Source organism: Bradyrhizobium retamae (assembly GCF_001440415.1).
In the GTDB taxonomy this organism is placed as follows: Bacteria; Pseudomonadota; Alphaproteobacteria; order Rhizobiales; family Xanthobacteraceae; genus Bradyrhizobium; species Bradyrhizobium retamae.
In genome coordinates, this window is record NZ_LLYA01000225.1 from 156568 (window position 1) to 169493 (window position 12926).

Below are 12926 nucleotides of genomic sequence, written 5' to 3' on the forward strand. Positions count from 1 at the left end.
GAATGGCGCAAGGGAAATCCTATCGAGCAGATACCCGGCGGAGGGCTACTCCGCCGCCTCGCTATGGCCGAGCCGGGCGTTGAGCTTGCGGATGAGCTCTTCGGCGGCGTCCGAGATCACGGTGCCGGGCGGGAAGATCGCTTCGGCGCCGGCCGCATACAGCGCCTCATAATCCTGCGGCGGGACGACGCCGCCGATGATGATCATGATGTCCTCGCGGCCATGCTTTTTCAGCGCGGCCTTGAGCTCCGGTACGGCGGTGAGATGGGCCGCCGCCAGCGAGGAGACGCCGAGGATGTGGACGTCGTTCTCCACGGCCTGCCGCGCTGCCTCGTCGGCGGTGGCAAACAGCGGCCCGATATCGACGTCGAAGCCGACATCGGCGAAGGCGGATGCGATCACCTTCTGGCCGCGGTCGTGGCCGTCCTGACCGATCTTGGCGACGAGGATGCGAGGCCTGCGGCCCTCCGCAGTCTCGAACGCATCGATCAGCGCCTGCACTTTTTCGACCCGGTTAGACATGGCGGACGCCTCCCGCTTGTAGACGCCGGTGATGGACTTGATCTCGGCGCGGTGACGCCCGAACACTTTTTCCATCGCGTCCGAAATTTCGCCGACGGTGGCTTTCGCCCGCGCCGCGTCGATCGCCAGCGCCAGCAAATTGCCGTTGCCTTCGCCGGCGCTGCGCGTCAGCGCGGCGAGCGCCTGGTCGACTTCCTTCTGGTCACGCTCGGTGCGCAGCCGCTTCAGCTTGTCGATCTGCAGCCGCCGCACGGTGGAGTTTTCCACCTTGAGCACGTCGATCGGTGCTTCGTTGACCGGCTTGTACTTGTTGACGCCAATCACGGCCTGCTTGCCGGCGTCGATCCGCGCTTGGGTCTTGGCGGAGGCCTCCTCGATACGCAGTTTGGGCACGCCGGCCTCGATCGCCTTCGCCATGCCGCCGAGCGCTTCGACTTCCTGGATATGGCCCCAGGCCTTTGCCGCGAGATCCCGCGTCAGCCGCTCGACGTAATAGGAGCCGCCCCAGGGATCGATGATGCGGTTGGTGCCGCTCTCCTGCTGCAGGAACAATTGCGTGTTGCGGGCGATGCGGGCCGAAAAATCCGTCGGCAGCGCCAGCGCCTCGTCGAGCGCATTGGTGTGCAGCGACTGCGTATGGCCTTGGGTCGCCGCCATCGCCTCGATGGTGGTGCGCATCACGTTGTTGAAGACATCCTGCGCGGTCAGCGACCAGCCGGAGGTCTGGCAATGCGTGCGCAGCGACAGCGAGCGCGGGTCTTTCGGGTTGAACTGCTTCAACAGTTTTGCCCAGAGCAGCCGCGCCGCGCGCATCTTGGCGACTTCCATGAAAAAATTCATGCCGATCGCCCAGAAGAACGATAGCCGCGGCGCGAAGCGGTCGACGTCGAGGCCTGCCGCAAGTCCAGCCCGCAGATATTCGACGCCATCGGCCAGCGTATAGGCGAGTTCGAGGTCTTGCGTAGCTCCAGCTTCCTGCATGTGATAGCCGGAGATCGAGATCGAATTGTACTTCGGCATCCGCTGCGAGGTGTAGGCAAAGATGTCGGAGATGATCCGCATCGAGGGCGCCGGCGGATAGATGTAGGTGTTGCGCACCATGAACTCTTTCAGAATGTCGTTCTGAATGGTGCCTGACAATTTCTCCGGCGGAACGCCCTGTTCCTCGGCGGCCGCCACGAACAGCGCGAGGATCGGCAGCACCGCGCCGTTCATGGTCATCGACACGCTCATCTGGTCGAGCGGAATGCCCGCAAACAGCGTGCGCATGTCGTAGATGGAATCGATCGCAACGCCCGCCATACCGACGTCGCCGGACACGCGCGGATGATCGGAATCGTAGCCGCGGTGGGTAGCGAGGTCGAACGCGACCGAAAGACCCTTCTGCCCGGCGGCGAGGTTACGGCGATAGAACGCGTTGGAATCCTCTGCCGTGGAGAATCCGGCATACTGCCGGATGGTCCAGGGCTGGTTGACATACATGGTCGGGTAGGGGCCGCGCAGATAGGGCGCGCTGCCCGGCCAGGTCTCCAGGAAATCGATGCCTTCGAGATCGGCCTCGCTGTAGGCGGGCTTGACCGGGATGCCCTCGGGCGTCAGCCACGGCTCAGCGCTGGCAGCCGGCATCGACGCCGCCACCGGCTCGAACGCGACGTCAGCGAAATTGGGAATGCGGGTCATTCCTTGGCTTCCTCAAACTTGCGATTTCGTTCAATCAATCGCTGTACATTCTTCCTGTAGTCGGGATCATCCCGATAATCTTTCGAGAGACCGTCCGCTCCCTTTCCTACGAGCGAAGCGATCCATGCGAAGGGACTAAGTACCCATTCTGCCCATTCTAGTATTGGCTTCATCGCGGAATCTCGCTCAACAGTACCACAAGCGATCGGGATATTTGTTACCTCTCAATCATGGTCCGGATGCTGGTGGCTGACGATGGTCGCCATCTTCTCCGGGCCGTAATTCTGCTGCGTGGTCTGGCTCGGCAAATTGGCGATGCCGACCACCCAGCCGAGCCGGGACTCGGTTCCATATTGCCGCGTCGGTATCACCAGGTCTGGGCGGTCGAACGCTCCGGTCATGATCTCGATCCGGGGGCCGCCGATCAGCCGGTAGGTCAGCGGCGTGCCGCAGGAGGAGCAGAAATCGCGCTCCGCGATGGAGGAGGATTGGAACGAGGCCGGCTTGCCGCGGGTCCAGGTGAAATGCTCATGCTCGATATCGGCGAGGGAGGCGAAGGGCGCGCCCGATGCCTTCTGGCACATCCGGCAGTGGCAGATGCTGACCTTGGGCGGCACTTTCGACACCGCAAAGCGGATGGCGCCGCACTGGCAGCCGCCGGTCAGGACCGTTTTGTGGTTGCTTTCCGTCATGCTCACTCCATCCGCTGCCAGGCCGCTTGCAGCATCGCCAGCGCGTTGCCGCCGGCAAAGATGAAATCGGCGACACCGGCCGAGCGGAGCGCGGCCTCCTGTTCGCCGGGCCGCCCTGCGAGATAGATATGTCTGGCGCCGGCCGCTTGAAGGGCCTTTGCCGCGGGCGCCGCGTGTTCCGCATAGACCTTGTCGGACGAGCACAGGCAGGCGGTCATGGTCCCTGATGCCTTGAACGCGATGGCAAGGGCCGCGGGATCCGTAAAACCTTCCGTGTCGATCGCCTCGATGCCGCCGGTCTCGAAGAAGCTCTTAGCGAACGTGGCGCGCGTGGTGAAATTGGCTGGTTTGCCGAGGTTGGCGAGAAAGATTTTCGGCCGGGCACCCGATGCCTTGAGCTTTTCGTCCGATTTGTCCCGCAGCGCCTCGAACGGCGCGGCCAGCCGTATCGGCGGAAGGGAATCGAATTTGATCTTGGCCTCGCCATAGGGCGGCAGCACGATCGGCTTGGCATCGAGCACCGTGATATCGTTCTCGTGCAGGTTCGGGAATTCGCTGGCGCCGGTCAGCACGTCCCTGCGCTTGGCAATATTGGCGTCGCGCGCGGCCCGCGTCGTCGCCACCTTGCGCTGGATCAGGTTCTGCTCGAGCGCGGCGAACATGCCGCCGGCCTTCTCGATCTCCTGGAACAGCGACCATGCAGCTTCGCAGAGTTGCCGCGTCAGCGTTTCGATGCCACCGGAGCCGGCTGCCGGATCGCTCACCTTGGCGAGATTGGACTCTTCCAAAAGCACCAGTTGCGTATTGCGCGCCACGCGTCGTGCGAAAGGATCGGGCAATCCCAGCGCCAGCGTGTGCGGCAATACGGTGATGGCGTTGGCGCCGCCGAGGCCGGCGGAGAAGGTCGCCATCGTCGCGCGCAGCATGTTCACATAAGGGTCGCGCTGCGTCAGCATGCGCCAGGCGGTATCGGCGGCGATGAACAGCGGTTTGGGCGTCAGGCCACAGGCCTGCTCGATCCGCGCCCACAACAGCCGCAGCGCGCGGAATTTTGCCAGCGTCAGGAACTGATCGGTATCGGCGGCAAGCCGTGCATAGACTATGCTTTGTGCATCTTCGAGCGCAATTCCCGCTTGGTCGATCGCGCGCAGGTAAGCGACGCCGGAGGCGAGCACGAATGCCAGTTCCTGCGCTTCCGATCCGCCGGCATCGTGGATCACCCGTCCGTCGGCCGCTGCGAACGGACCCTTAAAGCCCATGGCGGTGAGGCCCTGGATCGCGCTGGTAACCGCGGGCACGATTTCGTCCCAACTATAGGGACTGGAGCCCGACACCGCACAGGATCCCAGCGGGTCGAGACCGAAACGGATATCGCAGGCCGCGGGATCAAGTCCTTTGCGTTTGATGTATTCGGCGACGTGAATGGCCGCCACGCGCGACTGCGGGCCGATCTGCAGCTCGATACCGATGCCGGCGTCGAGATAAATGCCGTCGAGAACCGCTTCGACGGCTTCGGCCGAAGGATCCAATCCAAACCCGTGGGCGCCATTGGCGCCAGCGAACACCAGTGTCAGCCCGGTGGCGCCATTTTCGAGATCGTGCAGCGCCTGCGCGTTGGCCGCTTTGGCGTCGGGATGATCGATCCGCTGCATGATCTGCCAGGGCGCCGCGGCGGCACGACCGGCGACCGGCGTGGCGTCCTTCGCGCGGCGATAAATCGGATCGATTTTCAATCCGTCGGACGTCCTGCTGACCAGTTTCTCGAACGGCGCGCCTTTCAGCACCCCGTCGACCAGCTTGCGCCAGTCCTCGTAGGTCGCCGCCGGAAACTCCGCGGCCAATGTCAGCTCATCGTTATCGGTCATCCGGCCCATTATTCCCTGGTCGTCTCTTGATTTGGCCGGAAATTGCCACGGGGCGGCCGCCAAGCCAAACGGTGTTTTGGGTCGTTTCGGGGTCAATCGAGGTCGGGTAACCGCTCAATTCCCTCGGTCGACAATTGTGCCAGCGCATCCCGCACGCGGCGTCCCGCAATGACACGGTCGGGAACGATCTCGGCTAGCGGCACCAGCACAAAGGCGCGCTCGAAAGCCCGCGGGTGCGGCAGCGTCAGTTCCGGCCTGTCGAGGCTGACGTCATCATAGGCGATCAGGTCGAGGTCGAGGGTGCGCGGACCCCAGCGTGTCTCATGGGCGCGGTCGCGGCCGAACTTTTTCTCGATCTTGTGCAGCGTGAACAACAGCGCATGCGGATCGAGGCTGGTTTCGATCTCGATGCAGGCGTTGATGAAGGGCGCCTGGTGTTCCTCGCCCCAGGGTGGGGTGATGTAGTCAGAGGAACGCGCGAGCAGCGCAGCCTGAGTCATGCCGCAAATATTGGAGATGGCCTTTTTGAACGTCGCGCGGACATCGCCGACATTGCCGCCGAGCGCGATCAGCACATCGGCCATGTCAGGGCGATTGCCGTTTGCGCATGAGTACCACGCCGACATCCTCGAAGATCTCGGCGATCGGCGCATGCGGCTTGTGGACCGTGACCTTGACCGAATGGACGCGTGGGAACGCCGCGAAGATCGCGTCGGAAACGGCGCCGGCCGCACGCTCCAAAAGCTTGTAGTTGGTGTTCGTGAACGCGGCGGTCGCGGTCTCGACCACGCTGGCATAAGACACTGTGTCGGACAGACGATCAGAGTGCGAGGATTCTGACAGGTCGACGGAGAGTTCGAGATCGATCACGAACCGTTGCCCGACTTTGGTCTCGTGCTCCATCACGCCGTGGCGGGCATGGATGACGACGCCAGTGATGAAAATCGTATCGCTCATTGCCGTTCCCTGATTGCCGCAGCCACGCGCAGCGCCTGTACGGTTTCGGCGACGTCATGTGCCCGGATGATCCGCGCCCCGTTTTGGGCCGCCAGCAGATGGGCTGCAATCGAGCCGCCGAGGCGCTGATGCGGTTCCGACGGCGTCACCGTGCTGATGAAACGCTTGCGCGAGGCGCCGACTAATATTGGAAGGCCGAGCGACTGCAACTCGCCGAGCCGCGCCAGCGCGGTCATACTTTGCTCGGGCGTCTTGCCGAAGCCGATGCCAGGATCGAGCACGACTTTGTCGGATGAAATTCCGGCTTTTGCTGCGATGTCGAGCGAACGCGCAAAGAAAGCGGCGATATCTTGCATGATGTCGATCGCAGGATCGGCGCGCTCGCGGTTATGCATGACGATGACGGGCGCACCACGCTCCGCGACCAGTCCGGACATGCCGGAATCGCGCTGCAGTCCCCAGACATCGTTGGCGATGGCGGCGCCCTGACCGAGCGCCCAGGCAACGACGGCCGATTTCATGCTGTCGATCGACACGGGAACGCCGAGCGCGACGATATCGGACAGTACCGGCTGCAGGCGCTTCAATTCCTCTTCCGCCGAGATCGGTTCCGATCCGTAGGGCCGGGTGGATTCCGCGCCGATGTCGATGATGTCGGCGCCCTCGGCGATCATCCGCCGGGCTTGGGCCAGCGCCCGCTCCGGGGTGGCGAATTGACCGCCGTCCGAGAATGAATCCGGCGTCAAATTCAGCACACCCATCACCGCCGGATAGGGCCTGGACAGCAGCGCAGGCAGCACCGATTGACCGGCCGGACCGGACGCGGCAGGAGGTTTGGGCTTGGCTGCCATCATGCGGTCGCTTTGCGCGGTCCGCGCCGTCGAGTCAAGGCGTGAGGCCGTCACCGCGGGACCGGCCTGGCGCTTCAGTCGCTGATCTTCAATAGCTGATTTTGGGCGGCAGCTTGCGCGCCTGCTCGATCAGTTGCTCGACCGATCGTTCGGAGGGCAAAACCCGGACGAGTTTGCACTTCGTGTTCACGTCTTTCATGTTCTGGGCGAGTCGCGCCGGATTGCGATGGGCGAGTTCGCGTACCGTGGTGACGCCCGCGGCCCGCATCAGGCCCACCTTGGCCTTGCCCATACCGGGAATGCGCATGTAGTCGGAAAAATTGGCCCATTCCAGCAGTTGCTGCTCGCTGATGCCGGTCTTCGCTGCGAGCGACTTGCGCCCTTTCACGGTGCGAGCGGCTTCCAGCAGCGCATCGGTCGTGCGAATGCCCAACGATTTCAGTTTCGAGGCAGAGTAGGCGGTCAAGCCGTCGATCTCGGAAAGGGGATAAGTCATGATACCAGATGAAAAAAGAATGTGCCCGGGCCGAATGTGCTCACCAGATGACTACGCGAACTGGCTGAGGCTTGGTGTCCCTGAAATGATTTCGCCCATTTGATCCGCTCCGATTTTGTCGCGACCGAACCTGAAAAGTTCACGCGCCACGCTTTGAATTTCACTCATGCCCAGACCGAGCGCCATCAGCCTGGTGCCAACTGCCATCAAGCCTCCGCCCATGAGCTTCGCGAAGCTGCCATTGCTGCTGGAAGCCGCAATCGCAGCTTCGGCGCCCGGAATTTGGTCGATCAGAGCCTGAACCTTGTCGGAGGGGCCCTCGTTGCGGAGAAAACCCAGAACGATGCCGATGGTTTTTTCAGCGACAGCGCAATCGATACCGGCCTTGGAGGCCAGTCGCCCTACCAGTTCGTCCATATTTGCCCCGTCCCCAAGCCGGCTTTACCGGGTCGTCTATGCAAATTTGATCTTGAGCGCCTGCGATCTGAAATACAAGCGATCCGCAGGTGCGAAGGCTTAGATCGAGTCGCGAGTGTTGCAGCAATGCAAGAGTGAATGCCGGTTTCACGCTGACTTGCTGCGCTGCGCTCTCGATTTTTCCGCCGAAGGTTGGAAAAAGGTATGAGAAGCATGAACGAAGAGGCGGGCGAATGCTCACGTATGTACCGCCGACGGTTTCAATCGGCGGGTAGGATGCGGTATGATCGCTAACCAAATCCCCCGGCGCGCGAAGAGGCGATGCGATGATGACTTCCGATCACAAGACGGCCGACACCGACGACAAGATCTTCATCGGAAAAGGCGAACAGACGGCTTGGCTGACGCTGGCGCTTGCCAATCGGCATGGCCTCGTCACCGGAGCGACCGGCACCGGCAAGACCGTGTCGCTGCAGGTGATGGCGGAGGGCTTTGCCCGCGCCGGTGTTCCCGTGTTCGCGGCCGATATCAAGGGCGATCTGTCCGGAATTTCCGAGATCGGCGAGGCCAAGGACTTTATCCTCAAGCGCGCCGGCGAGATGGGTCTCAATTTCCAGCCCGACCAGTTCTCGACGGTGTTCTGGGACGTGTTCGGCGAGCAGGGCCATCCGGTTCGTGCCACGGTCACGGAAATGGGGCCGCTTTTGCTATCGCGAATGCTCGACCTGAACGACGTACAGGAAGGCGTGCTCAATGTCGCATTCCGTGTGGCGGACGAAAACGGCCTGACGCTGATTGACATGAAGGATCTGCGATCGCTGCTGGATGCGATCGCGCCAGCCGGCGGCAGAAGAGGGCCGGATGCCGAGGAGGATGAACTCGCCGAAATCCGAAAGGCGGCGCAGAGCTTCGGCAATGTCAGCAAAGCAACGATCGGGACCATTCAGCGCCAGCTTCTGGTGCTGGAAAATCAGGGCGGCACTAAATTCTTCGGTGAGCCGGCGCTTTTGCTGAAAGACTTCATGAAGACCGACAGCGACGGCCGGGGAATGGTCAACATTCTGGTCGCCGACAAGCTGATGCAGAACCCGCGGCTCTACGCGACGTTTCTGCTGTGGATGCTGTCGGAGCTGTTCGAAGAGCTGCCGGAAGCCGGCGACCTGCCGAAGCCGAAACTGGTCTTCTTCTTCGATGAGGCGCATCTGTTGTTCAACGATGCGCCGAAGGCATTGCTCGACAAGATCGAGCAGGTGGTTCGGCTGATCCGCTCCAAGGGCGTCGGCGTCTATTTCGTCACGCAAAATCCGATCGACGTGCCGGACAAGGTGCTGGCCCAGTTAGGCAACCGCGTGCAGCACGCGTTGCGCGCCTTCACGCCGCGCGACCAGAAGGCGGTGAACGCGGCGGCGCAGACCTTCCGGCCGAACCCCAAGCTCGACACCGCTCGCGTCATCATGGAACTCGGCAAGGGCGAGGCGCTGGTGTCGTTCCTTGAAGGCGGCGGCACGCCGACCATGGTCGAGCGCGTCATGATCCGGCCGCCGACGGCGCGGATCGGGCCGATCACGCCGGAAGAGCGCAAGGCGATCATGGGCAGGAGCCCGGTCAAAGGCAAATACGACACCGCGGTCGACGCCGAATCCGCCTACGAGATGCTGCAGAAGCGGGTGGCTACGACGGCTGCGCCTGCGGAAGGGCAGGATGGTGGCGCTGGCGGCGGCATTCTCGGCCAGATCGGCTCGATCGTCGGCACGATCTTCGGCACCAGCGTCAGGCGCGGCAGGCTGACGACTGGTCAAGTCATCGCTCGAGACGTCACCCGTTCGGTCACCAACAGGGTCGTCGGTGGCATCGTCGCCGATCTCGGCAAGTCGGTCGGCGGATCGCTCGGCGGTTCAGTTGGTCGCGCGCTGGTGCGCGGCGCGCTCGGCGGCTTGCTGCGGCGATAGGACTTTTTCGAGCGAAGTGGCAGTCGGTTCGCGTGAAGAGCTGCGACGTAATCTCCTCTGAATCCGGAACGAGCGTGTGCTGAGATATCCGTCGCTGCGAAGGCCGCTCGATCTGCTGTTTCTGCTATGTTGCATCGCGCTGACGGCCGACGTGCTGGTCCCGGAAATCTGGGGCAACGGCAAGACCAAGGACTATCCGCTCTGGTTCTGGGCGGGGCAGCAGGTGCTGCAGGGCAAGAATCTCTACCCTGACGACCCCGCCACCTATTTCGAATTCATCTATCCGCCGTTGTCGGCGGTGCTGCTGGCGATCCCGAGCTTTTTCGGCAAGATCCCGCTTTATCTCATCCTTTCGTTTCTCAACATCGTCGCATGGTGGATGACGGCGCAATTATCGCATGCGATGGCGGGATCGGGGAAGAAGCCCGGGCCATGGCTGGAAGCGCTGCCGGGCTTCGTCACCGTCACCTTCGTGTTCGACATGTTCGACCTCGGCCAGCCCAATCTCGTGCTGCTGGCGCTGATGCTCTACGGTTTCTGGCTGCTGCGCGATCACCGCGGCTGGATGGCTGGAAGCATGTTTGCGCTCGCTACCGCGATCAAGGTGTTTCCGGTCGCGGTATTGCCTTATCTGGTGTGGCGAAGACAGTGGGCGGCAGCCGCGAGCATGCTGGTTTTCATCGGCGTGTTTCTGTTCGTGCTGCCGGCGCCGTTTCGCGGCTTCCAGCACAATTTCACGGAGCTAAGGACCTGGTACCAGGGCATGGTGGGTTCGAGTTCGGAGAAGGGGTTCGGGCAGCGCGACGCGCAGAACTGGTCGTGGGTCAACCAGTCGATCATCGCGGTGACGCACCGGCTGACGCGGCCGGTCAACTACAACCAGGACAATCCGGCCAAACCCGCGCGCACGATGAACATCATCGACGTCAACTTCGGGACGGCGAACTGGATCGTAGTGGCGATCTCGCTCGCGATCGGGGTCGGCTATCTTGCCATCATGCCGCCGGCCTCGCGCCGCACGGAACGGTCGGATGCCGAAGAGATCGGCATCCTGTTTTGCCTGATCACGGTCGCTTCGCCGCTGGCCCGGCAATACTACTTCCTGTGGCTGTTCTTTCCGATCACTGTTTTGGTCCACCGCGCCGCTTACGATCCGCGCCCGGCGGTCAAAACCGGGACATGGATATTACTTGCCATTGCGGGCGCCTTGCTGTGCCTGTCGCTGCCGCTGTTTCCAGTTGATCTGCAGGCCTATGGCAACAATCTCGCCGCCACCATCCTGCTCGTGGCGGGGCTGGTCTGGCACATATTGCGTCCGCCTGCCGAAGACGTTGCCTTGCCTCAGGCCACGGGCAAGCTACAACTTGACGCTGATAACAAGGCTCACAGCCAGGGATAACAAGCCATGTCCAACGCCAAGATCCAGCCGGTCCTCGATCACATCGACGCCGATTTCGACAACAGTCTCGAGCGGCTGTTCGCGCTGTTGCGGATCAAGTCGATCTCGGCCGATCCGGCTTTTGCCGGCGATTGCAAGGCGGCCGCCGATCATCTGGCGAAGGATATCGCCACACTCGGCTTCAAGGCCGAGGTGAGGCCGACGGCGGGGCATCCCGCGATCGTCGCCAAGCTCAATGGCAGCAGCGACGGCCGGCCGCACGTTCTGTTCTACGGGCATTACGATGTGCAGCCGGTCGATCCGCTGAATCTGTGGCACCGGCCGCCGTTCGAGCCCGTTGTCACCGACCATGCCGACGGCCGCAAGATCATCGTCGCGCGCGGCGCGGAGGACGACAAGGGCCAGTTGATGACTTTCGTCGAGGCCTGCCGCGCCTGGAAGAAGGTCACAGGGTCGCTGCCGGTCGACGTCACCATCATTATCGAGGGTGAAGAGGAGATCGGATCGAAGAACTTCGTGCCGTTCCTGGAAGCGAACAGGGCCGATCTGAAGGCCGACTTCGCGCTGGTCTGCGACACCGGCATGTGGGACCAGAACACGCCGGCGATCACGACTTCGCTGCGCGGGCTCGTCTATGACGAGGTCAAGATCAAGGCTGCCAATCGCGACCTGCATTCCGGCATTTTTGGCGGCGGCGCGCGCAACCCGATCCGGGTGCTGACCAACATTCTCGGCGGCCTGCATGACGAGAACGGCCACATCACCATTCCCGGATTCTACGATGGCGTAAAAGACCTGCCGCCGGATATCCTGGCGCAGTGGAAGAACCTGAACCTCACGCCGGAGTCGTTCCTGAAGCCGATCGGCCTTTCCATTCCGGCCGGTGAGAAGGATCGCCTGCTGATCGAGCAGGTTTCCTCGCGCCCGACCTGTGACATCAACGGCATCATCGGCGGCTACACGGGGGAGGGTTCCAAGACCGTGATCCCGGCGGAAGCTTCCGCGAAAGTTTCGTTCCGGCTGGTGGAGGGACAAAATCCGGAGAAGATCCGAAAAGCCTTCCGCGACTATGTCCGGGCGCGCGTGCCTGCCGATTGCAAGGCCGAGTTCACCGACCATTCCAACGCGCCGGCGATTGCGCTCGACTGGAACATGAAACCGCTGGCGGCCGCTAAGCGCGCGCTGACGGACGAGTGGGGCAAGGAAGCGCTCCTGATCGGCTCCGGCGCCTCGATCCCGATCGTCGCGGATTTCAAGCGCACGCTCGGCCTCGACACCGTGCTGGTCGGCTTCGGCCTCGACGACGACAACATCCATTCGCCGAACGAGAAGTACGACCTGAAGAGCTATCACAAGGGCATCCGCTCCTGGGCGCGGATCCTGGGCGCGTTCGCGGAGGGAGCAAAGTAGCTTGTAGGATGGGTAGAGCGAAGCGAAACCCATCACCTTACCGCATGGGCAAATGAAGATGACCAGTTACCGTCGCAATTTCATCCCGGCGGTTGTTTCTTCTTTACGGTCAATCTTGCCGACCGGCGGTTGCGGTTGCTGATGGAATACGTCGAGACCCTCCGCGCTGCGTTTCGCGAGACCCGTCAGCGTCATCCGTTCGCGATAGACGCGGTGGTCGTTCTGCCAGATCATCTGCATGCGGTCTGGACGCTGCCCGATGGTGATCGGGATTTTTCGACGCGCTGGCGGCTGATCAAGTCGACGTTCTCACGCCGTATCGCGCCCGACGAGGCTGTCTCAGCCAGCCGGGCCGCCAAGGGCAAACGCGGCATCTGGCAACGACGCTATTGGGAACATACGATTCGCGATGAGGACGATTTGGTGCGTCACATCGACTACATTCATATCAATCCGGTAAAGCATGGCTTTGTAACTCGAGTTAGAGATTGGCCGCATTCGTCGTTTCATCGGATGGTAAGGCTTGGAATTTATCCCGAAGATTGGGCATTGACCTTACGGCCGGGAAATTCGGCGAACGGTCTTGATGAGGCGACGTGATGGGTTTCGCTGCGCTCTACCCATCCTACGACATGGATCAAAACAAAAACGCCGCCCGGGATTGGACGGCGTTTTGATTCCAGACGTG

General features: G+C 62.3%; 11 protein-coding genes and 1 pseudogene. 4 read left to right on the forward strand and 8 right to left on the reverse strand.

Annotated elements, in window-relative coordinates; translation table 11 throughout:
• Window positions 1–45 precede the first annotated feature (45 nt).
• The 8 genes from scpA to CQ13_RS39310 form a co-directional block, all read right to left on the reverse strand.
• Window positions 46–2202, reverse strand: coding sequence for a methylmalonyl-CoA mutase (gene scpA, locus CQ13_RS39275; RefSeq protein WP_057848108.1), 2157 nt, complete (start codon window positions 2200–2202; stop codon window positions 46–48).
• Between the two features lie 224 nt (window positions 2203–2426).
• On the reverse strand, window positions 2427–2894 hold the full coding sequence (locus tag CQ13_RS39280) for a GFA family protein (RefSeq protein ID WP_057848109.1): 468 nt from the start codon (window positions 2892–2894) through the stop codon (window positions 2427–2429).
• 2 nt (window positions 2895–2896) lie between these two features.
• Window positions 2897–4759, reverse strand: coding sequence for a methylmalonyl-CoA mutase subunit beta (locus tag CQ13_RS39285; protein ID WP_057848170.1), 1863 nt, complete (start codon window positions 4757–4759; stop codon window positions 2897–2899).
• A gap of 92 nt (window positions 4760–4851) precedes the next feature.
• The gene (gene folK / locus CQ13_RS39290; protein ID WP_057848110.1) at window positions 4852–5343 is read right to left on the reverse strand and encodes a 2-amino-4-hydroxy-6-hydroxymethyldihydropteridine diphosphokinase; all 492 of its coding nucleotides are present in this window, start codon (window positions 5341–5343) and stop codon (window positions 4852–4854) included.
• A 1-nt stretch (window position 5344) separates the two neighbouring features.
• Window positions 5345–5716, reverse strand: coding sequence for a dihydroneopterin aldolase (gene folB, locus CQ13_RS39295; RefSeq protein WP_057848111.1), 372 nt, complete (start codon window positions 5714–5716; stop codon window positions 5345–5347).
• Window positions 5713–6567 (reverse strand): dihydropteroate synthase, encoded by an 855-nt coding sequence (gene folP / locus CQ13_RS39300; RefSeq protein ID WP_430649742.1) that lies wholly within the window; start codon window positions 6565–6567, stop codon window positions 5713–5715. The genes folB and folP overlap by 4 nt, the downstream gene beginning before the upstream one ends.
• An 88-nt stretch (window positions 6568–6655) precedes the next feature.
• Window positions 6656–7063: a DUF4332 domain-containing protein gene (locus CQ13_RS39305; protein ID WP_057848113.1), complete on the reverse strand. Its 408-nt coding sequence runs from the start codon at window positions 7061–7063 to the stop codon at window positions 6656–6658.
• A 51-nt stretch (window positions 7064–7114) separates the two neighbouring features.
• Complete coding sequence (locus CQ13_RS39310) at window positions 7115–7480, reverse strand: hypothetical protein (protein ID WP_057848114.1); 366 nt, start codon at window positions 7478–7480, stop codon at window positions 7115–7117.
• Between the two features lie 326 nt (window positions 7481–7806).
• On the opposite strand from CQ13_RS39310, the gene CQ13_RS39315 reads away from it, so the two are divergent.
• The 4 genes and pseudogenes from CQ13_RS39315 to CQ13_RS39330 all read left to right on the forward strand — a co-directional run bounded on the left by CQ13_RS39315 (window position 7807) and on the right by CQ13_RS39330 (window position 12825).
• Window positions 7807–9429 carry a helicase HerA-like domain-containing protein gene (locus tag CQ13_RS39315; RefSeq protein WP_057848115.1) on the forward strand — a complete coding sequence of 541 codons (1623 nt, stop codon included), beginning with the start codon at window positions 7807–7809 and terminating at the stop codon, window positions 9427–9429.
• Between the two features lie 76 nt (window positions 9430–9505).
• The gene (locus CQ13_RS39320; RefSeq protein ID WP_245309620.1) at window positions 9506–10828 is read left to right on the forward strand and encodes a glycosyltransferase family 87 protein; all 1323 of its coding nucleotides are present in this window, start codon (window positions 9506–9508) and stop codon (window positions 10826–10828) included.
• A 6-nt stretch (window positions 10829–10834) separates the two neighbouring features.
• Window positions 10835–12238 carry a M20/M25/M40 family metallo-hydrolase gene (locus CQ13_RS39325; protein ID WP_057848117.1) on the forward strand — a complete coding sequence of 468 codons (1404 nt, stop codon included), beginning with the start codon at window positions 10835–10837 and terminating at the stop codon, window positions 12236–12238.
• Window positions 12239–12296: 58 nt separating this feature from the next.
• A pseudogene (locus CQ13_RS39330) lies at window positions 12297–12825 on the forward strand (REP-associated tyrosine transposase).
• The last annotated feature ends 101 nt before the right edge of the window (window positions 12826–12926 follow it).